The organism is Arsukibacterium sp. UBA3155, from assembly GCA_002364615.1.
Classification (GTDB): domain Bacteria; phylum Pseudomonadota; class Gammaproteobacteria; order Enterobacterales; family Alteromonadaceae; genus Alishewanella.
Genome location: DEYP01000022.1, coordinates 73846 through 92328, shown reverse-complemented (window position 1 = coordinate 92328; position 18483 = coordinate 73846). Strand labels below are relative to the sequence as shown.

The following is an 18483-nucleotide window of genomic DNA, read 5'->3' as shown; positions in this document are numbered from 1 at the left end:
ATAACCAAATTTAAACCACCCCGTATTCATCCCTTAGTGCCGCAGGCATGGCGTTGTCTACCTCATCGCTTATTGCGTCCAGGGTTTTCTCAGCTTCATCCAGTGAGCTGACTTCAGCCACATGAAATAACGCTTCACCTTCGTTAACCAGTGGCAGGTTGTTACGACCTATTACTACGCCGTCAAAGGTTGCTGGTATTGCCACTTCAAAATCGGAGTAGGGTGAATAAATATGGGCCATAATATCGCCGGTTTTTACCGTTTGGCCCAGCGTGACATAGTAGCGGGCAATACCATCGTGCTCTGCTCGAACCCAGCTGCTTTTTTTGGAAAATACCGAGCGGTTTTTTGGTGCTTTGGTTTTGCCACTAAGCATGCCCAAATCCTGCATCACATTTACAATGCCACGCACCCCAATTTTTATCGATTGTTCATCGAAGCGCAGTGCTTCACCTGCTTCATACAGCAGCAGTGGAATGCCCAGATTGTTAGCTGTACCGCGCATGGTGCCATCGCGAGTAGCTGCTTTAATAATCACCGGTGCATTAAACACCTCTGCCATACGCAGGGCCGTTTTATCTTTGGCACTGGCCCGCACCTGGGGCAGGTTAGCCCGGTGAATGGCACCGGTATGTAAGTCAATGGCGTGGGTGCAGCATTTCAGAATTTTATCGGTAAACTGATGCGCCATCCTGCTACCCAGTGAGCCTTTTTCGCTGCCAGGAAAGCTACGGTTTAAATCGCGTCGGTCGGGCAGGTAGCGGGATTGCTGCACGAAACCATAGGTATTAACAATCGGCACCACAATTAAGGTGCCTTTGATCCGGTTAAGCCGGGGTAATTTTAATAAGCGCCGGCAAATTTCCACGCCGTTAATTTCATCGCCATGTAATGCTGCTGTAATCAGCAGTACCGGGCCGTCCTGACGGCCATGAATAACATGGGCACCGATATTCAGTTCAGTATGGGTATACAACTTACCAAAGGGAATATCTACTACCGCTCGGCTACCTGCGGCAATTCTGTCCGTACCAAGAATAAAAGCTGGGCGGCTTTCCATTAACCTGTTCCTTTCGTTTTGGCATGGCGCCGGGTTTTATGGGTTGCCACTTTTTTTTCTAAAAAGCTGATAATTAACCCGGCGACATCTTTGGATGTGGCGGCTTCAATGCCTTCCAGGCCGGGCGAGCTATTCACTTCCATTACCACCGGGCCGTGGTTTGAACGCAACAGATCAACCCCGGCTACATTTAAACCCATGGTTTTCGCTGCATGCACTGCGGTGCTGCGCTCCTCGGGGGTTAAGCGCACTACAGTGGCTGAACCACCGCGATGCAGGTTTGAGCGAAACTCACCTTCTTTTGCCTGGCGCTTCATGGCGGCAACAATTTTATCGCCTACCACAAAGCAGCGGATATCCGCGCCCTTGGCTTCTTTTATATATTCCTGCACCAGAATGTTGGCGTTTAGGCCCATAAAAGCCTCTATGACACTTTCAGCCGCGGTGCGGGTTTCCGCCAGCACGACGCCAATGCCCTGGGTACCTTCCAGCAGTTTAATCACCAGCGGTGCGCCGCCTACCATATCAATTAAATCGGGGATATCGCCGGGTTTATCGGCAAAGCCGGTAATTGGTAAGCCAATGCCCTGACGAGCCAGTAATTGCATTGACCGCAACTTGTCGCGGGCCCGGCCGATAGCAACCGACTCATTCAGTGAATACACGCCCATCATTTCAAACTGGCGTAGTACAGCCGTACCATAAAATGTAATAGAAGCACCAATACGGGGGATCACGGCATCAAAGCCATCTAATACCTCGCCCTTATAATGAATAGAAGAGTTGGTGCGGTTAATGTTCATGTAGCACATTAGGGGGTCGATAACCTGAACCTGATGACCAGCAGCTTCGGCCGCAGCAACCAGCCGTTTGGTTGAATATAATTCGGCGTTTCGCGATAGTATCGCAATTTTCATGCGCGCTCCGTAACTGTAGTAAATGTATGGCTGAAGCTTGTAAAAAACAGCCATTAAAAATGAGTGTTAACGCGTTAAGCCATTAAAAATAGCGAACCCAGGCCTAAAAACGCAAAAAAGCCGACGACATCAGTCACGGTGGTTAAAATAACCGAACCTGACAGCGCCGGGTCTATATTCAGTTTTTCCAGCCAGATAGGAATAAATACCCCGGAAATGGCTGCCGCGATAATATTAATCACAATAGCCAGGCCAATTACCCCGCCAATAACCCAGTCACCGAACCAAAAATAGGTAGTAACAGCAATAACCAGCGCCCACAGCACGCCATTAATTGCCCCAACCCCCAACTCTTTGCGAAACAACATCATGTAGGTACGAGGCGTTATTTGTTCCAGCGCCAGACCACGGATCATCAGCGTCAGGGTCTGGCTGCCCGCAATACCGCCCATACTGGCAACAATCGGCATTAACACTGCCAGCACCACTACCTGTTGCAAGGTGGCTTCAAACAGGCCAATGGTCCACGCTGCCAGAAACGCCGTGAGCAGGTTAATACCCAGCCATAATGCCCGGCGCTTAGCGCTGTCAAATACCGGCGCAAATAAATCTTCTTCTTCGTCCAGACCGGCAGTATGCATAAACTGGCTTTCCAGCGCCCGGCGCACGTTTTCCAGCGCTTCACCAATTGATAACCGGCCCAGTAATTTGTCGTCGGTGTCCACTACGGCCAGCGCGGTATAGCCAGAGCGCGACACAATTTCAGAGCCCTGATCCAGCTCCATGTCGCCGGTGACTACGGGGGCTTCCTTATCCAGAAAGTTTTCTACCGGTAAATGGCTGGGCTGGCCCAATAATGCGGTGGCATGAACCAAACCGGCGTAGCGACCGGTGCGGTCAATCACAAACAGCGCATCCTGATATTCGGCGTCGTCGGCCAGTTTACGAAACATTCTTATTGCGTCACGTACCTTGGCGTTTTTATTAATAATCAATAAATCATGGTCGGCATAACGACCACACTGATCTTCGCTATAGGTTAATGCCGTTTCTAACCAGCTGCGCTGACTGGCATCCAGCCGGGAGCAGGCATAAGCATAAATACGTTGCGGTAATTCATCAAGTAACTCAATTAAATCATCAACTTCCATTCCCTCTACCAGGGTGCGTAGTTGTTGCTCATCAAGTTGTTTAAAAATATTGTCCCGGGCGTCTACCCGCATGTAGGTCAGGGCGGCAACCTGGTCATCCGGGTGCAAGTCAAGCCAGGTACTAACCCGCTGCTCGACCGGCATCGCTTCAAGTACCAGCGCTATTTCTTCCGGCTCCAGCTGACTGATTTTTTCAATCAGCGAACTACTGTCCTCATCGGTAAAGCTGCCGCGGACAATGTCCTCAATATCCAGTAGCGGGTTATCTGCCATAACACATCCTTCTTACCACCAGTTTTTAAACTTAAACCAGAACAAGCCGCCTATCCCCAGTAAGGCCATGGCCAGTAACGCATAAAAGTAACCATGGGGATTGGCTAACTCCGGTATGTTGACAAAGTTCATCCCGTATAAACCGGCAATAAAGGTTAGCGGAATAAATATGGTGCTAACCATGGTAAGCACTTTCATTCTTTCGTTAATCTGATGCGAGGTGGTAGACATATATCCCTCAACCAAATCGCTCAGCTGATCGTAGTACAAATCGGTCATACTGTGCAGCCGTTCAAACTTTTCATAAAAATCGCGGACATCTGGCGCGGTAAACTGCTGCAACAGTGGGTTTTGCTCTTCATACAAGGCGTCGGCGAAAATGTCTTTCTGATATGCCAGGTTGCGGTTAATTTTCCGAAGTACCGAGCGGTAGCGCATCATCATCGCCATTTGCTCGTCATTACCCCGCTGCAGCATATTATCTTCCAGCTCGCTTAACACATCCTCAAAGGCAATCAGTTTTTCCAGGTAGCTACCCGACACGGTTAAAATAAGTTGTTTTACCCAGTCGGTAACGGCCTGGCTTTGGCCTGCCGCTATTTTCAAAGTAAGTTGTTCCAGCAAGGCGGTGCTGTGACAATGCACCAGGCTTATTAAAACCTGCTTAGAGTATAACAAGTTAACCTGAGCACTGCTGCTGTATTCGCTAAAATCAGGGTCAGCATAACCCCGCATAATCAGCAAACTAAAATCGGGTTGAGTTTCCAGTTTCGGCGGGTGGCGCTGCCGGCTGAAGTCTTCTGCCAGAGTAGGGGCAATAGCAAACCGCCGCAGTACCTGTTGCAACTCGTCTATGGTTGCCTCATTCAGGTTAAGCCACACCCTGGCATCGGCACTGAGCTGGGCGGGTAGTTTGGCAAAATTTATTTGCTGCCAGCTCTGAGTTTCAGGTTCAAAATAATTGAGCAAAATCATGTTGTTTCTCCAACGCCAGCAGCAGGTTCTTTAGGTTGTCAGCATACTAACAAACCACGGTGCCGGGCAAATGACTTACGCAATTAACGTCGAAAACAACACACTAGAGTTCATAAAAGCGTCATTGGCTGATCGATTAACATAAAAACGGCGGCCTGGAAGTTTTTAGCCATAACTTGCGGGGCGTAAACCTGAATTCTGCTGAAATAAAAAATGTTACAACATAAAAATGCTTGATTTACATTCAGGTACAATAATAGACTCAGCAACCAAAATGCTCAGAGCAAGCTCTGCCCGTAACTTGCGGGTACAGATCCTTTGAATAAGCTGCGATGAGTTTGTATTTTGATTATTAGTTAAGCAAGGATGTATTTTGAACAAAACAATACTTTTTCTATCGTTAATTACCATGTCAGCTGTTGCAGAGGAGAGTAAAGTCGAAGAGCGATACTCTGTAGGTCTGGGTGTGGGAGCTGCTTATACCGGGTTAGGGGCGAACTTTGCACTTTTGTCCGATAGTGACATGAAGTATGTTTCAGTTGGCTGTGTTGAATACAGTTCATGGTATGGTTCGACTTGCGGCGTTGGCGCAGGCTGGATTGTTACTGATCTTTTTAATTCCAATTCAAATAAACATGGTGTCGGTGTTTATGTAACTAAAGCGGGCAGTGAGAGTGATGCATACCTTACTGACAATGGTTACCGTTTTGTTGAAAAACAATACTATGGAGCAGGAGTTAGCTATACCTATTTTATGAATGGGATCAATAAGCCCGGATTTAACTTCGGTATTTCTGGTCATGCGACAAATGCAAAATATGATGAAAAAATTAACGGCTTTTTACAGGTTGGCTATCAGTTTTAGCACTGAACCCTGGCAGGAGCTGCGACAGTAGGTATTAGACAATAAAAGCGGCGAGCGGCTTGTTGTGCTGACTCAGTCAAAATAGCTCAGACTAGGCAATAGGTCGTAGCCATTAAAAGCATTAATAGGTAAATTGGATTGCCAGCAATCATAGAGAGTTCTTATGAGTGATAATATCTATGCACCACCACAATCAGAATTAATTGAAATAATTGACAATAAATATGCAACTGCCTCCAGATCGAAAAGGTTCTGGGCATCACTGATCGACGCCTTAACGATAATGGTCGTAACCGTTCCGGTTATGATTTTAACGGGTGGGTTTGATGGCGTATCTAAAGGCGTTGGCCCATCCTTAAGTTACAATTTGTTAATTGGTGCAATTGGCTTCATCATATTTTTTGCCATTAACACTAATCTGTTAATTAAATCCGGGCAAACCATCGGGAAATTGGCATTAGGGATTAAAATTGTTGATTTGAATGGTGAGAAACCAACCTTTAAACATCATCTCCTAAAACGATATGCCGCTTTTTTTCTGCCTGGTCAAATACCGGTAGTAGGACAGCTTATTTCCACAGCAAACGTATTATTTATCTTTGGCAAGCAGAAGCGCTGTGCGCACGACTATATTGCTGGAACCATCGTCGTTGATAGCTAATACGGTGTAAATAAAAGCCGATTCGCTACTTTGAGCCTTACACCGATACAGAGGTAATACCGGCCTTAGTATTTAAATTTTAGGAGAGTAAGATGAAAGACTTGTCAGCCAGGCAGTGGTTCTGGACGTTACTGATTGTGATGCCAGTGACCTTTTACGTTGTTGAGCTTTTTGCAGGTGAGGCCCAGCCAAATATATTTTCTGCAATGTCTTATATTATCTCTGCCGTTTTAGGTGTTTTATTAGCGTATGGGCTGTTTAGCAAAGGTCTGGTTAAAATCAGTCACGTTAACGGTTTTAAATTACTCGCGTTTGTTATCATTATAGTGCTGGTTGTATTGCTAGCGCTGCTGGTCAGTTTTATTGGTATAACCCAATTGGGTATCTTAATTTTCAAGACGGTTATTTTAACATTCAGCTCATCAGCGTTTGTGTTGTCGTTTTGCAGTAAGCACAGTGAAATTGAGAACAGGCCGGGCACAGAGCGATGAGTGACGCATATCAAACTAATACTAAGGTTGAGTGGGACTGGGGCAACGGCACTGCCGAGGGCTATACCAGGGAAGTGTTCCGAAATAAAGTAACCAGGACCATAAAAGGTACCGAGGTAACCAGAGTTGCCAGTGACAACGACCCGGCTTATCTGATTGAGCAATCAGACGGCGACCAGGTTTTAAAGCTGCATTCAGAGATTCGCAAAAGCGTGTAATTGCGTGGAGGCAATTTAATGTTGCCCTGATCACTTTTAGGAGCGTCAGGGCAAAGACATTACCACGCCAATGCAAGCGGGTATCTAATTGTCTTTTTAGGTGCCAAACTTCTCTTGTTCGCCTAAGTCGGGCTGCTCACCTTTCATTTTTGCGGTAACGGTTTTAACGCTTTTTACCATGGCACTGCTGCTACTGTCCCAGTGCTCGCCTTTATGAATTTTAATTTCCAGCATGCCGACATTAGGTGAGTTTTTGCCTTGCGGGAACCAGGCTGCCACAAACGAATTCCAGTATTTGTCTACCAGTGTTTTGTTCTGAATGGCGCGACCAGTACCGGTTAGTGAAACATAGGTTTGGTTGTCAGGGTCGGCAAATGAAAGACAAACGTCATGGTCACGCTCAAGTTCCAGTACTTTTTCAGACTCCAAATCAGTGTAAAACCAAATGGTGCCATCATACTCGTCCTGTACCAGTACCATCGGTCGGGAGCGCAGTTCGCTGCCATGTAGCGTGGTTAACATCCCGGTTTTAATGTCTTTGATAAGATTCCAGATTTTCTGCTTATGCTCTGGGCTGGACATTGTTCCTCCTAATGTTTCAGAATGACATAAAGTGCATGAATGATGCCGGGTATAAAGCCTAACAGCGTAAGCAAAATACTGAGCCAGAAATGGCCCTTAAGGCCAACTTCAAGAAACACCCCCAGCGGCGGCAGAATTATTGCAAAAATGATTTTAATGGGGTCGGTAGCGGTAACGGCCATAAAATTATTCCTTTGTTTAGTGTGCAGTCTCTACGTATTACAAGCACGTTTTGTGCCGGTAAGGTAATGAGCGCCGGGTGTGTTATGGCCTGCTGCTGTAGGATGCGCTGCAAAGCTTTTCTGGCGGGGTGTGTAGCGAATAGTGCAGAAGTTCGACACTGGCTGGTTGTGGTGATTGATGCAGTGAGAATGACCGACAGCGTTGTATAATCTCTCAACCTGCACGGTAAGCTATGTAAACTTTACAGGCGACATGAAATATAAAGCGGGCGCAGTGGCGTCAGCAATAATAAAGCCGGCACAGGGTCCGGCTTTATTGATTACAACGTATTATTTAAGCTGTGCTCAAGGCTTGGCAGCGGCAATATATTCGTCCACCAGTTGCTCCAGTACATCTAACGGTACGGCACCATTACGCAGTACCACATCGTGAAAATCACGAATATCAAAGCGATCACCCAGCGCTGTTCTGGCTTTTTCGCGCAGCTCCAGCATTTTAATCATGCCAATTTTATAGGCGGTGGCCTGGCCTGGCATCACAATATAGCGCTCAATGGCTTTGGTGGCATCGGTAACAGAATTGGGCGTATTCTCTACCAGATAGTCAATGGCTTGCTCGCGGGTCCACTCTTTGGCATGAATACCGGTATCGACCACTAAGCGACAGGCACGCCACAGCTCCATGGCCAGCCGGCCAAAGTCAGAGTAGGGGTTCTGGTACAGGCCAATATCTTTTGGCAATACTTCGCTGTACAGGCCCCAGCCTTCAATGTAGGCGGTGTAACCGCCAAAGCGGCGAAACTTTGGCATGTCTTCCAGCTCCTGGCCAATGGCCAGCTGCATATGGTGGCCGGGAATACCTTCATGATACGCCAATGCTTCTAACTGATACGTTGGCATATCCTGCATTTGATACAGGTTAGCGTAGTAAACGCCAGGCCGGCTGCCATCCATTGACGGGCGCTGATAAAATGCTTTGCCGGCGCTTTTCTCGCGAAACGGTTCTACCGCTTTTACAATCATATCGGCGCTGGGTTTTACCCGGAATAAATCATCCAGCCGCCCTTTCATATCGTCAATAACCCGGGTGGCTTCCGCCAGATAGGCGGCCCTGCCTTCATCAGTGTCGGGGTAGTAAAACTGTGGATCTTCGCGCATAAACACGAAAAACTCTGCCAGGCTGCCATCGAAATTAACCTGCTGCATAATGGCGCGCATTTCATCATGAATGCGGGCTACTTCTTTAAGGCCCAGCTGATGAATTTGCTCGGCGGTTAAATCGGTAGTGGTGATCCGTTCCAGCCGGTGTTTATAAAACGCAGCGCCGTCTTTAAAGCGCCATACACCGTCATCGGTCGTGGCTTGTTGCTGCAGGTTTTGCAGGTAGCTGATCAGGCTTTGATACGCCGGGCCAACACTGGTTAACAGCGCTACGTTCGCCTCGTCCAGTAACAGTTTTTCTTCACCGTCACTAAGCGCTAATGCTTTAAGCTTTTTCTTGTAATCTGCCAGCAGGGTGCTGTCATTGCCCTGATTAAACGGCGCGCCAGTTATCACGTTCTGACTGGCGCTGATCACATGCTCAAACACAAACTCGGGGATAATAATGCCTTTTTCCGCACGCTCTGTCAGTTGTTGCTGTAGCTGACTAAACAGCAGTGGCACGTTGTTCAGGCGGCTGATATAGTCTTTAGCATCGCTGACGTCATCAATTTTATGCTGGTTTATCAGCAGTGACGGCACTAAAGAATGAATGCCGTACATTTGATTAACCGGATAACTGTACCAGCGCCATTTGCTGTCATCCAGCGTGTTTTGTAAATCTTGTTTTAGCAGCTGATAACTCAATGCAGTGTTCGGTTCCAGCGCGGTCGGGTCAATAGCACTTAGCAGGTCAAGGTGATTACGCACCATCGCCAGTTCAGCCTGGTAAGCCGCGTCGCTTAAATCCTGCCATTTGTCGTAGTCGTCTTTAATGCCAAGCCGGGTTTGCAGCACCGGATCCTGTCGCACCCGATCCATATAAATTTGTTCAAAAAGCTGATTCGCCTGCTCATTAACATCAAGCTGGGCGGCTGCTGTTTGCTCCGCATTAAGCCCTGGCTGGCTGGTTTTCGGGCCACAGCCAGCAAGCAGCGCCAGGCTGACCGCTAGCGGAATAAGCGCAAGGGTGCGAAAGGTTGTTTTTTTCATATCAGATCCTGTGTTGTCGTCATAAACGATGCCTCTTATCGCGTTTAATCAATGAAAAGCGTAAGCAAGTCATTCAGGTAGCGGGCACCTTTTTCGGTAATTTGCCAGTGCTGCTCAGTGCTTTGCAGCAGTTGCTGACGCACTGCGTTATCAATAACCCCCTGGATGCTGCTGACAGGCAGACCGGTATAAGCCGTGAAATCTGCCTGCGGGCAGGGTTCAAGTAATCGAAACCGGTTCATAAAAAATTCAAAAGGCCGATCTTCTGCCAATACCTGCTCTTTGCTGTCAAGATAACCGCGGCTGATGTCCATGTAACCTTTTGGATGTTTAATTTTAACCGTGCGCAAAATCGTATTGCGACCCGGCAGGGTTATCTTGCCATGAGCACCACAACCAATGCCCAGATAATCGCCATATCGCCAGTAATTCAGGTTGTGCTGACACTGATGGCCGGGTTTGGCGTAGGCCGATATTTCATACTGCTGATAACCGTGTTGTTGCAGCAATGCCAGGCCTTGTTGCTGAATATCCCACAAGGTATCGTCGGCCGGCAGTACCGGCGGTCGTGAAGCAAAAGCAGTGTTAGGTTCAATGGTCAGCTGATACCAGGATAAGTGCGGTGGGGCCAGGGCAATAGCCTGGCTTAAATCAGCAAGCGCGCCTGCGATATCCTGTTGTGGCAAACCATGCATTAAATCGAGGTTAAAACTTTGCAGGGGCAGGGCACTGGCCAGTTCAGCCGCCCGGATAGCTTCGTCGCAATCATGAATACGGCCAAGGGCACTGAGCTGAGCGGCCTGGAAACTTTGCACGCCAATAGAAAACCGTGTTACACCAGCGGCAACATAGCCGGCAAAGCGCTCTGCTTCAACCGTACCCGGGTTGGCCTCCATGGTGACTTCCATGCCAGTGCTGCAGGCAAGGCGTTGTTTAACGCCCTGCAGGATCTGGCCAATACCGTTGGCGGAAAATACACTGGGGGTGCCACCACCAATAAAAATACTGGACACCGTGCGACCGGCCACCAGCTTCAGATCCTGGTCTAAATCTGCCAGTAAATGCGCGATGTATTCCTGCTCCGGAATACCTTGTTTCACTGCATGGGAATTGAAATCACAATAAGGGCATTTTTGAATGCACCAGGGTATGTGAATATACAGCGACAGTGGCGGTAATTGCAGGCCCACTTAATCTGGCTGCTCTGTTGGTAATTGTTGCAGTTGCGCGACCAGCTGGCGTAATGCCTGGCCACGATGACTGACTGCGGCTTTTTGCTCTTTGCTTAGCTCTGCCGCACTGAGGGTGTCGCCGGTGGGTATAAATACCGGATCATAGCCAAAACCAGCGCTACCTTGCACCTGCTCACTGATGCTGCCAGACCAGACACCATGGCACACTAGCGGGGTAGGATCGCTGGCGTGGCGCAAGTAAACCAGCACACAATGAAACTGAGCACTGCGATTTGCTGGCGGCACCTGCTGCAGCGCATGTAATAACTTACTGATATTTTCAGCGTCGGTGGCGGCTTCCCCGCTGTAGCGCGCTGAATAGATACCGGGCTCACCGCCGAGGGCATCGACCGCCAGGCCGGAATCATCGGCAATCGCCGGTAAACCGGTAGCCAGTGCTGCATGCCGCGCTTTTAAAATCGCATTCTCGATAAAGGTCAGGCCGGTTTCATCGGCATCAGTTACCCCCAGCTCCTGCTGTGGCACCACCTGCAACTGATAAGGCGATAGCAGGGCCTGTAATTCACTGATTTTGCCTTTGTTAGAGCTGGCGAGAACAAGTTTTTGCATTTTTTCCGGGCTTAAAATTTATAGTGGACGGGATTAATCAACAAAAAACGTATGGCTGAACGTCAATTGTTGCTGTTGTTCACCCTGACCAATATTGATACTGAAATTATAAAGTTGTTCGTTCTGATAGGGCACCGTGGCCAGATAATAGACGGCGTCGCCTTCTACCACCTGATTAAACTCCAGTTTGCGCTGGCGGCCAAATAAGTCTTTGGCAATACCATTAATAGCAACCTGTTGTGCCTGCTGGCTTTTACTGTCCAGCACCGAGATATTAATAACACCGTTAAACTTACTGCGCTGAATGTCGTATTCCACCGCTATTTCCGGCGTTAAAAAGGTCGCTGGTAAAGCAATATAATGCACATCCCAGCTACCCAGCTGCTTCATTTGCTCAGCGCTAAGCTGTGAGCTGGCCAGTAGGGTACATAGACTAAAAACCACTGCTGTAAAGGCTGACATTTTCATCATATTACTCCTGTTAAACCGTTGAACTACTTCGCTAAAACATTATAGGCCGCGGAACACATCAGCAAATAATAAATTAATAAACTGAATGGCGATTATTAACACGAATACTGATAAATCCAGGCCTCCCATCGGTGGAATAACCCGCCGGATGGGCCGAAGCAGTGGCTCTGTCAGCTGATGCATTACCATTTCAATCGGGTTATTGCCCTGGCTGAACCAACTTAATAAGGCACGGATAATTAAGATCCAGAACACCAGGTTCAGGGTTTCTTTAATCAGCACCAATAAGCCGCTGATAAAGGTTGCCGGGATCTGAATACTGCCAACCAGCACCAGCTGCAATACGACAAGTTTAGCTACCGCCACCAGATACGCCAGCAACACCGTTGCAGTATCAAGCTTGCCAATGCTGGGTATTAACCGGCGCAGCGGTAACACTATCGGGTTAGTGACTTTAACAATAAACTGGCTGAACGGGTTATAAAAATCGGCTCTGGCCAGTTGCAGCCATACCCTCAGAATCACCAGCATTAACAGCAAATTAAACGCGGTATTAATTAAAAAAAGCATGGCCTGCATTGTAGGGTCTCCGGCAGCTTAAATTTGTTGTGCCATTTCTTCAGCACGCTTAATAGCCGCATACATGGCGTCTGCAACCATCTTTTCCAAGCCCTTGTCAGCAAAAGTGGTTACCGCTTCATGGGTTGTGCCGCCTTTCGAGGTAACATTGGCGCGCAGCTGCGCAAAGCTTTCATCGCTTTGCAGGGCCATCGTTGCCGTACCCAGTGCTGTTTTAGCCACGATGGCTTTGGCTTGCTCAGGGGCAAAGCCCAGCTGTTCTGCAACTTGCTGCATCGATTGCATAAAATAGAAAAAATAAGCCGGAGAGCTGCCGGTTACCGCAATAATATGATTTATTTGGGCTTCCTGCTCCAGCCAGACGTTCATGCCGGTGCCACTGAACATGTGATCGACAAAAGCGCGTTCATAGTTAGAACAGCGGCTGGGAAACAAGCCGGTCACACCCTGACCCACCAAAGATGGCGTGTTGGGCATAGCACGAACCAGCCGCACCTGACCCAGCCACTGCTCATAGCGCTTTACTTCTATGCCGGCAGCAATAGTAACAAACAGCTTTTCCTGAATTTCGGGTGCTTCTTGCAGTAGCTTATTACATAAGTCTTCCATCATCTGCGGTTTTACCGCCAGTACAATGATATCGGCTTTGCGAACAGCTTCAATGTTATCCAAAGTAGTACTGATGCCATAATCAGCAGCCAATGCCGTCAGTTTAGGCTGACTGCGGTTGGCAGCGATAATATTAGCGGCTGGGTAGCCTGCATTAACCATGGCAGCGATAACGCAACGTGCCATATTGCCTGCGCCGATAAAGGCGACGGTGTTGTCATTCATTTCTTTCATAAGTCCTTGCGCCAAAAATTGCGGTGCCTAATCTTATCATAGTTGCGCCATATTGCAGAGCCAGCGGCCAGTCGTCTGACATCCCCATAGATAATTCCGTTGCGCCAGGGTGCTGTTGCTGCAGGCTTTTTGATAATTGCGCCATCAGCGCAAACGCCCGCTCACTGTCATCTGGCGCCGGTATTGCCATCAGGCCGCGCAATTGCACATGAGGAAGTGTTGCTATGGCCGCAGCAAGGGCTGGTAGCTCATCCGGATGAATGCCGGCTTTACTCTGCTCGTTACTGATATTAATTTGCAGTAACAGCTGCAGCGGTGGCAGCGCTGATGAGCGTTGCGCCGATAGTCGCTCAGCGATTTTAAGCCGATCAATACTATGGACCCAGCTAGCGTGTTCGGCCACCAGCCGGGTTTTATTCGATTGCAGCGGGCCGATAAAATGCCATTCAAGCTCAGTCAATGCCGCCATTTCGGTCGCCTTTGCCTGTAACTCCTGCGGGTAATTTTCACCAAATTGCCGCTGACCAGCCTGATAGGCTGCCAATAACGCGGCAACGGGTTTAGTTTTGCTAACGGCAAGCAGGCACACACTCGCCGGATCACGGCCAAGCTTCTGGCAATTTTCTGCAATGTTGTGATAGGCGCCATTCAGTTGTTCTGCTATGTTATTCATATTTGTTGGCATGTTGGAGTAAATATTGTCATGGATATTACCGAATTATTAGCGTTTAGTGTTGAACACAAGGCGTCAGACTTACACCTTTCTGCTGGCGTACCGCCACTTATACGGGTGGATGGTGACGTTCGTAAACTGAATATACCACCCCTTACCCACAAAGAAGTGCATGCGCTGGTGTACGAAATTATGACCGACCGGCAACGCAAGGAATACGAAGAAAATCTTGAGTCAGATTTCTCATTCGAAGTGCCTAATTTAGCCCGTTTCCGGGTTAACGCCTTCGTGCAGAATCGCGGTGCTTCAGCCGTATTTCGTACCATTCCCAGTGAAGTGCTTACCTTAGATGATTTGGGCGCGCCCGATATTTTCAAGAAGATTTCAGAAAATCCCCGTGGCCTGGTGCTGGTAACCGGACCAACCGGTTCGGGTAAAAGTACCACGTTAGCCGCGATGGTGGATTACATTAATACCACCCGCCATGATCATATTCTGACTATCGAAGACCCTATAGAATTTGTTCACAATAACAAATTGTGTTTGCTTAATCAGCGTGAAGTGCATCGTGATACCCATAGTTTTAGTAACGCATTGCGTTCAGCACTGCGCGAAGATCCCGATGTGATACTGGTGGGTGAATTACGGGATTTAGAAACCATCCGCCTGGCGATGACCGCGGCAGAAACCGGTCACCTGGTGTTTGGTACCTTGCACACCACCTCGGCGCCAAAAACCATCGACCGGATCATCGACGTGTTCCCGGGAGAAGAAAAAGACATGGTGCGTTCCATGTTATCTGAATCGCTCAGGGCCGTTATTTCGCAAACCCTGTTGAAAAAAATTGGTGGCGGCCGAATTGCAGCGCATGAAATTATGGTTGGGGTACCGGCTATCCGCAACCTGATCCGGGAAGATAAAATTGCCCAGATGTATTCGGTTATTCAAACCGGTGCTGCCCATGGTATGCAAACTATGGATCAGTGTCTGCTGAACCTGGTAAACCGGGGCTTAATTTCGCAAAAAGATGCGCAAACTAAAGCTCAGGATAAAAACACCTTTGGCGCGATGGGGCGAATTTAAAGCAGTATTTAGGAACTGACGGTATGGAACTGACAGATTTTTTAAGCAAAATGGTCAAAATGGGTGCTTCAGATATGTTTGTTACTGCCGGTATGCCGGTAGCTGCAAAAATAAATGGCGAAATGACCCCGATTGATACTACCCCGTTAACCGATGCGGCGTCTCTGGAGCTGGTGCTTGATGCCATGAATCAAAAGCAGCAGCATGAGTTTAACAACAGTAAAGAGTGTAACTTTGCTATTGCCAACGACGCCGGTCGTTTCCGGATCTCGGCCTTCTGGCAACGGGATCAGGCAGGTATGGTGGTGCGGCGCATTGTGACCACAATCCCTAACGCCGATGAGCTGGGGCTGCCGCCTATTTTAAAAGACATTATTATGTCAAAACGCGGCCTGGTGCTATTTGTTGGCGGAACCGGTACCGGTAAATCAACCTCACTGGCGGCGCTGCTGGGCTATCGAAATCGCAATTCAAAGGGCCACATTCTTACTATTGAAGACCCGATTGAGTTTGTGCACGAACACCAGAAAAGCCTGGTAACCCAACGGGAAGTTGGCATTGACACCGAATCGTTTGAGGCTGCACTGAAAAGCTCGCTGCGTCAGGCACCAGATGTCATTCTGATCGGTGAAATCCGTAGTCAGGACACCATGGAATATGCGTTGTCATTTGCCGAGACAGGCCACCTTTGTATTGCCACTTTGCACGCCAATAACGCCAACCAGGCAATTGACCGTATTATGCATTTAGTGCCAAAAGAAATGCATGCCAAGCTGCGCTTCGATTTATCTTTAAACCTGCGTGCTATCGTGGCGCAGCAACTGATCCCAACTGCAGATGGCCAGGGGCGACTGGCGGCAATTGAAGTGCTGTTAAACTCGCCGTTGGTTGCTGATTTAATTGCCCGCGGTGAGGTTGGTGAGATAAAAGCGGTAATGAGTAAATCGCGCGAGCTGGGCATGCAAACCTTTGACCAGGCCCTGTATGACATGTATCAGCGGGGCGACATCAGCTATGCCGATGCCATCCACCATGCTGACTCACCCAATGATTTGCGCCTGATGATTAAATTGCGTAATAACGAGACTAAAGGCGCGGGTTTCCTGTCCGGGGTTACCTTAGAAGGTTTTGAACACAAAGACGAAAAGTAACATTGCCCCAAACGTAACATCTCACTGCACGTAACTTCGTACTATCAGCAAGTCGCCATCAGGCGGCTTGCTGATAACGCTTATGTAAAATTAATACCCGTTTAATATAGGCCTGGGTTTCCGCAAAAGGGGGCACGCCCTTATGCCTTCTGACATTACCAGGGCCTGCGTTGTAGGCGGCCAGGCTCAAGGTAACATCACCGTTATATTGCTTCAGCAAACTGGCGAGGTAGGCACTGCCACCTTTAATGTTTTGCTCGGGTGATAACGGATCGATGACGCCGAGCATGGCAGCCGTATCGGGCATTAACTGCATTAATCCCATGGCCCCACGTTTTGACAAGGCCGCAGCCTGAAAAGCAGATTCGGCATGAATAACCGCCCGGATAAGTGCGGCATCTAACTGTTGTTCTGACGCTGCCCGGTCAATAATCCGATTGTAAGATCTGACAAATAACGGCGTTTTATACCAGTTAATCGCCGAGTTTGGATCGCAGGCAAAACAGTCGAAATGCAATTGCTGGTACGGCCGGTTTACCGGTCGTCTGTCAGAAAAAAGCACGGTGCCATCAGCCTGATTAGATTTAAACACCGCAATGCTGTTGGCAGGCGCGGTTTGCGCCGGTTTGGGCACGGCGGGTGGTTGCTGCTGATTAGGGCTGAGTTTCAGCTGGCGCTTAGGCTCATCGTCAGTTGTCTGCTGCCTGGCCAATAACGTAGCGCTTAAAAGCAGGCATAGCCAACAGAGCGGTATTACAAGTCGTTGCACGTCAGGATCATCCATCTTGCGTTGGCCTGCAAGTAAAGCACTAAGCGGTTTAAATCTCAAGCGGCGTTAATCGTCAGAAGCCGCTTCAGTGTGCTTTATCTTGCAGCGCCTGATCTTTTTGCAGTTGCCGGCTTAAATAGGTTAACAGCAATGCCACTGTCACTAATACCAGCGGCAGGCTGATACTGCGCCACAAGCTGACATTCAGCCCTGGTAACCAGAAAGCGATAGCGAGCACTGCTTTATCGGCCAGTTGCGCTGCATAGTAGCTAATGGCCACAAAGGACAAGCCCTCTACCACCTGTTGCAGTTTTAATTGCAGCCTGGCCTTTTTATCCATAGAGACCAGTAATTGCTGGTTTTGCTGCTCCAGTTTCAGGTTGATCCGGGTCCTTAATAACTCGGTGGAACGCCCGAGCCTGGCGCTTAGGGTGGTTTGCCGGGTCTGTACCGACTCACTGGTTCGAAACGCCGGCGTTAATCGGCGCTCAGTGAAATCCTGCAGCGACATAAGATCACTGATCGGTGTTTCATCCAGCGCGGTTAGGCGGTCCTGTGTCAGTTGATAGTAGGCCGCAGTCGCTGCCAGGCGCGAACTGGTTTCGGCAATTAAATGTTCGGTCTGTGCGGCCAGCTGCGTGATCTGGTTTAACAGCCTCTCGTCATTGTCTTGTTCCTGCTGGATCCGCTGGGTTAAACCAGACAATTGTTGTTCCAGATTGTGCAGTTTTTGCAAGGACTGGCGGGCGACCGGCCAGCCAAGTAATGCTAATTTGCGGTAGTTACCCAGATCAAATAAGTGCTGGACCAGCCGACCCAGCCTTGCAGGGCTTACGCCATAATCGACCAGCAGTAATCTGCCGGCTCCCTCAGCATGCTTCTGAAAATCAGTCCATATCCGGGCTTTCTGCCCGGCCAGCATACTGCTGATACAGGTTTCATCATTAAAATAGCGGTTTATTTCGCCTTTGGCGGGCAAGGCTTTAGCGGGTAGTATGGTTAGCTGCACCACCCGGAATAGCTGGCCAGGTAGTTCATCAAACCAATCGTAGCTGGGCAAAAAGCTCAGTGGATCATCAAATAACGCCGGTGCATTGCCGGGTAAAATAAATGTATAGCTGGAAAACTCGCCGTGGCGCTCCCAGCGCAGGGTCCCGGCAAATAATGGAATATTAAGATCCTGGTCCGTTTCGGTTAGATGGGCACCTTGTTGTTCAGCGTGTTGCTGCATCAGACTGAATTCCAGCTGGCGCGAAGCACTGGCAACGGTAAAGGTAAAATGGCAAAGCCGGCATGGGGTGTTAAGTGCCGGAAAAGTCCGTTGGCGGAGCTCTTTATCCAATACATCGCGCAGCGGATGATTTCTTAAGCTTAGCTTACTCATAATGTCGTCCTCAATCACAGAAAACCGGAAAGGCAAAAAGTCGGTTACCTTAAACTAAGCAGATCCTGTGCCAGTTGGCATCTGGCTGGAACGCAACCTGAAGTTTGCGCCTAACTCTTTACAATGGTTTGAAATATCTGTGAAGGTTATATTCTGAAGA

The 18483-nt window shown here is 48.7% G+C and carries 21 protein-coding genes; 6 read left to right on the top strand and 15 right to left on the bottom strand.

From position 1 onward, the window contains the following. Positions 1-10: 10 nt before the first annotated feature. The 4 genes from B2X65_RS10445 to B2X65_RS10430 form a co-directional block, all read right to left on the bottom strand. Entirely contained in the window at positions 11-1060 is a 1050-nt protein-coding gene (locus B2X65_RS10445; RefSeq protein WP_290612466.1) for a succinylglutamate desuccinylase/aspartoacylase family protein, read from the bottom strand. Further along, positions 1060-1977 (bottom strand): 30S ribosomal protein S6--L-glutamate ligase, encoded by a 918-nt coding sequence (rimK, locus tag B2X65_RS10440; protein WP_290612465.1) that lies wholly within the window; start codon positions 1975-1977, stop codon positions 1060-1062. Before rimK ends, B2X65_RS10445 begins: the two co-directional genes overlap by 1 nt. 74 nt (positions 1978-2051) lie before the next feature. Next, the gene (locus B2X65_RS10435) at positions 2052-3401 is read right to left on the bottom strand and encodes a magnesium transporter (protein WP_290612464.1); all 1350 of its coding nucleotides are present in this window, start codon (positions 3399-3401) and stop codon (positions 2052-2054) included. 12 nt (positions 3402-3413) lie between these two features. Continuing rightward, positions 3414-4376: a magnesium transporter CorA family protein gene (locus B2X65_RS10430; protein WP_290612463.1), complete on the bottom strand. Its 963-nt coding sequence runs from the start codon at positions 4374-4376 to the stop codon at positions 3414-3416. 373 nt (positions 4377-4749) lie between these two features. Between B2X65_RS10430 and B2X65_RS10425 the strand changes: the two genes are divergently transcribed. The 4 genes from B2X65_RS10425 (at position 4750) to B2X65_RS10410 (ending at position 6611) form a co-directional block, all read left to right on the top strand. Beyond that, the gene (locus tag B2X65_RS10425) at positions 4750-5241 is read left to right on the top strand and encodes a hypothetical protein (RefSeq protein WP_290612462.1); all 492 of its coding nucleotides are present in this window, start codon (positions 4750-4752) and stop codon (positions 5239-5241) included. Positions 5242-5404: 163 nt separating this feature from the next. Then, positions 5405-5902, top strand: a complete 498-nt coding sequence (locus B2X65_RS10420; RefSeq protein ID WP_290612461.1) for an RDD family protein — start codon at positions 5405-5407, stop codon at positions 5900-5902. Between the two features lie 92 nt (positions 5903-5994). Continuing rightward, positions 5995-6393 (top strand): hypothetical protein, encoded by a 399-nt coding sequence (locus B2X65_RS10415; protein WP_290612460.1) that lies wholly within the window; start codon positions 5995-5997, stop codon positions 6391-6393. Then, entirely contained in the window at positions 6390-6611 is a 222-nt protein-coding gene (locus tag B2X65_RS10410) for a DUF2945 domain-containing protein (protein WP_290612459.1), read from the top strand. The genes B2X65_RS10415 and B2X65_RS10410 overlap by 4 nt, the downstream gene beginning before the upstream one ends. A gap of 96 nt (positions 6612-6707) precedes the next feature. Here the strand turns inward: B2X65_RS10410 and B2X65_RS10405 are convergent, their stop codons facing one another. The 9 genes from B2X65_RS10405 to B2X65_RS10365 form a co-directional block, all read right to left on the bottom strand. After that, on the bottom strand, positions 6708-7193 hold the full coding sequence (locus B2X65_RS10405; protein WP_290612458.1) for a pyridoxamine 5'-phosphate oxidase family protein: 486 nt from the start codon (positions 7191-7193) through the stop codon (positions 6708-6710). A gap of 8 nt (positions 7194-7201) precedes the next feature. Beyond that, complete coding sequence (locus B2X65_RS10400) at positions 7202-7375, bottom strand: YqaE/Pmp3 family membrane protein (RefSeq protein ID WP_290612457.1); 174 nt, start codon at positions 7373-7375, stop codon at positions 7202-7204. A 345-nt stretch (positions 7376-7720) separates the two neighbouring features. Further along, on the bottom strand, positions 7721-9568 hold the full coding sequence (locus B2X65_RS10395; protein WP_290612456.1) for a DUF885 domain-containing protein: 1848 nt from the start codon (positions 9566-9568) through the stop codon (positions 7721-7723). 44 nt (positions 9569-9612) lie between these two features. After that, a complete protein-coding gene (hemW, locus tag B2X65_RS10390; RefSeq protein WP_290612455.1) occupies positions 9613-10758 on the bottom strand; it encodes a radical SAM family heme chaperone HemW in 1146 nt (381 codons plus the stop codon). Next, the gene (gene rdgB / locus B2X65_RS10385) at positions 10759-11370 is read right to left on the bottom strand and encodes an RdgB/HAM1 family non-canonical purine NTP pyrophosphatase (protein WP_290612454.1); all 612 of its coding nucleotides are present in this window, start codon (positions 11368-11370) and stop codon (positions 10759-10761) included. 33 nt (positions 11371-11403) lie between these two features. Beyond that, the gene (locus B2X65_RS10380) at positions 11404-11841 is read right to left on the bottom strand and encodes a DUF4426 domain-containing protein (protein ID WP_290612453.1); all 438 of its coding nucleotides are present in this window, start codon (positions 11839-11841) and stop codon (positions 11404-11406) included. Positions 11842-11880: 39 nt separating this feature from the next. Then, positions 11881-12420 (bottom strand): YggT family protein, encoded by a 540-nt coding sequence (locus B2X65_RS10375; RefSeq protein WP_290612452.1) that lies wholly within the window; start codon positions 12418-12420, stop codon positions 11881-11883. Between the two features lie 18 nt (positions 12421-12438). Continuing rightward, entirely contained in the window at positions 12439-13263 is an 825-nt protein-coding gene (gene proC / locus B2X65_RS10370; protein WP_290612451.1) for a pyrroline-5-carboxylate reductase, read from the bottom strand. Continuing rightward, the gene (locus B2X65_RS10365) at positions 13247-13936 is read right to left on the bottom strand and encodes a YggS family pyridoxal phosphate-dependent enzyme (RefSeq protein WP_290612450.1); all 690 of its coding nucleotides are present in this window, start codon (positions 13934-13936) and stop codon (positions 13247-13249) included. Before B2X65_RS10365 ends, proC begins: the two co-directional genes overlap by 17 nt. A gap of 30 nt (positions 13937-13966) precedes the next feature. On the opposite strand from B2X65_RS10365, the gene B2X65_RS10360 reads away from it, so the two are divergent. Then, positions 13967-15019: a type IV pilus twitching motility protein PilT gene (locus B2X65_RS10360; protein ID WP_290612449.1), complete on the top strand. Its 1053-nt coding sequence runs from the start codon at positions 13967-13969 to the stop codon at positions 15017-15019. A 23-nt stretch (positions 15020-15042) separates the two neighbouring features. Further along, a complete protein-coding gene (locus B2X65_RS10355) occupies positions 15043-16170 on the top strand; it encodes a PilT/PilU family type 4a pilus ATPase (RefSeq protein WP_290612448.1) in 1128 nt (375 codons plus the stop codon). A 58-nt stretch (positions 16171-16228) separates the two neighbouring features. Here B2X65_RS10355 and B2X65_RS10350 read toward each other — a convergent pair whose 3' ends face one another. After that, positions 16229-16954, bottom strand: a complete 726-nt coding sequence (locus tag B2X65_RS10350) for a lytic transglycosylase domain-containing protein (RefSeq protein ID WP_290612447.1) — start codon at positions 16952-16954, stop codon at positions 16229-16231. Positions 16955-17024: 70 nt separating this feature from the next. Next, positions 17025-18323, bottom strand: a complete 1299-nt coding sequence (locus B2X65_RS10345) for a DUF3422 family protein (protein ID WP_290612446.1) — start codon at positions 18321-18323, stop codon at positions 17025-17027. Positions 18324-18483: the final 160 nt, after the last annotated feature.

Excerpts from the sequence above, each read along its gene's own strand:
- B2X65_RS10350 (WP_290612447.1), bottom strand. The coding sequence starts at position 16,954 with ATGGATGATCCTGACGTGCAACGACTTGTAATACCGCTCTGTTGGCTA.
- B2X65_RS10355 (WP_290612448.1), top strand. The coding sequence starts at position 15,043 with ATGGAACTGACAGATTTTTTAAGCAAAATGGTCAAAATGGGTGCTTCA.
- B2X65_RS10405 (WP_290612458.1), bottom strand. The coding sequence starts at position 7,193 with ATGTCCAGCCCAGAGCATAAGCAGAAAATCTGGAATCTTATCAAAGAC.
- B2X65_RS10360 (WP_290612449.1), top strand. The coding sequence starts at position 13,967 with ATGGATATTACCGAATTATTAGCGTTTAGTGTTGAACACAAGGCGTCA.
- B2X65_RS10420 (WP_290612461.1), top strand. The coding sequence starts at position 5,405 with ATGAGTGATAATATCTATGCACCACCACAATCAGAATTAATTGAAATA.
- B2X65_RS10375 (WP_290612452.1), bottom strand. The coding sequence starts at position 12,420 with ATGCAGGCCATGCTTTTTTTAATTAATACCGCGTTTAATTTGCTGTTA.
- proC (WP_290612451.1), bottom strand. The coding sequence starts at position 13,263 with ATGAAAGAAATGAATGACAACACCGTCGCCTTTATCGGCGCAGGCAAT.
- rimK (WP_290612465.1), bottom strand. The coding sequence starts at position 1,977 with ATGAAAATTGCGATACTATCGCGAAACGCCGAATTATATTCAACCAAA.
- B2X65_RS10365 (WP_290612450.1), bottom strand. The coding sequence starts at position 13,936 with ATGAATAACATAGCAGAACAACTGAATGGCGCCTATCACAACATTGCA.
- B2X65_RS10445 (WP_290612466.1), bottom strand. The coding sequence starts at position 1,060 with ATGGAAAGCCGCCCAGCTTTTATTCTTGGTACGGACAGAATTGCCGCA.
- B2X65_RS10380 (WP_290612453.1), bottom strand. The coding sequence starts at position 11,841 with ATGATGAAAATGTCAGCCTTTACAGCAGTGGTTTTTAGTCTATGTACC.
- B2X65_RS10430 (WP_290612463.1), bottom strand. The coding sequence starts at position 4,376 with ATGATTTTGCTCAATTATTTTGAACCTGAAACTCAGAGCTGGCAGCAA.
- B2X65_RS10395 (WP_290612456.1), bottom strand. The coding sequence starts at position 9,568 with ATGAAAAAAACAACCTTTCGCACCCTTGCGCTTATTCCGCTAGCGGTC.
- B2X65_RS10345 (WP_290612446.1), bottom strand. The coding sequence starts at position 18,323 with ATGAGTAAGCTAAGCTTAAGAAATCATCCGCTGCGCGATGTATTGGAT.
- B2X65_RS10410 (WP_290612459.1), top strand. The coding sequence starts at position 6,390 with ATGAGTGACGCATATCAAACTAATACTAAGGTTGAGTGGGACTGGGGC.
- rdgB (WP_290612454.1), bottom strand. The coding sequence starts at position 11,370 with ATGCAAAAACTTGTTCTCGCCAGCTCTAACAAAGGCAAAATCAGTGAA.
- B2X65_RS10400 (WP_290612457.1), bottom strand. The coding sequence starts at position 7,375 with ATGGCCGTTACCGCTACCGACCCCATTAAAATCATTTTTGCAATAATT.
- B2X65_RS10435 (WP_290612464.1), bottom strand. The coding sequence starts at position 3,401 with ATGGCAGATAACCCGCTACTGGATATTGAGGACATTGTCCGCGGCAGC.
- B2X65_RS10415 (WP_290612460.1), top strand. The coding sequence starts at position 5,995 with ATGAAAGACTTGTCAGCCAGGCAGTGGTTCTGGACGTTACTGATTGTG.